Source organism: Pseudokineococcus sp. 1T1Z-3, from assembly GCF_037482365.1.
GTDB lineage: Bacteria > Actinomycetota > Actinomycetes > Actinomycetales > Quadrisphaeraceae > Pseudokineococcus.
Map to the genome: position 1 here is coordinate 315 of NZ_JBBHZF010000008.1, position 512 is coordinate 826.

Genomic DNA, 512 nt, shown 5'->3' on the forward strand with positions numbered 1-512 from the left:
CCTCGACGTCCGCGCCGCGCACCGTCCGCAGGGAGCGCCGGCCCCACGAGACGGAGCGACCACCGCTTGACGGAAGAGGCTTCTAACGGTAGCATTACTACCGTTAGGACGTCGAGAGAGGGAGCGGACATGGCCAGCAAGAGTGAGGCGGGCAGGGTGCCGAGCGTGTGCCCGGAGCACGGCGACACCCTCGACGTCATCACCGCCCGGATCACCGACTGCACCACCCCGGGGTGCGGACGCTGGTGGGAGGGCGAGCCGCCCGCCGAGGTCATGCGCCGGAGCGCTCTGGCCGAGACCGCAGGGCAGGACCCCGCGTGATCACCCACGGGAGCAGGCACACGCCAGCGCAGCCCAAGCTGATCACGGCCCTCAAGGGCGGCCGACTTGCGAAACGCCGCGAGGGTCAGCTGGTCCCGAGTTCGTACCAGGCGAGCTCTCGGTCGGGCTCGTCGAGGAACCACGCGAAGGTGCCAGCCGCGAGGTCACTCAGCCGCTTCCGGGCGATGGGG

At 70.7% G+C, this 512-nt stretch carries 1 protein-coding gene; it reads left to right on the top strand.

The genetic code is table 11. The features are described from left to right. Positions 1-129: 129 nt before the first annotated feature. Positions 130-321 (top strand): hypothetical protein, encoded by a 192-nt coding sequence (locus tag WDV86_RS03040; RefSeq protein ID WP_339566118.1) that lies wholly within the window; start codon positions 130-132, stop codon positions 319-321. The last annotated feature ends 191 nt before the right edge of the window (positions 322-512 follow it).

Bases quoted from the DNA above. Each gene is read 5' to 3' on its own strand.
- WDV86_RS03040 (WP_339566118.1), top strand. From the start codon at position 130: ATGGCCAGCAAGAGTGAGGCGGGCAGGGTGCCGAGCGTGTGCCCGGAG.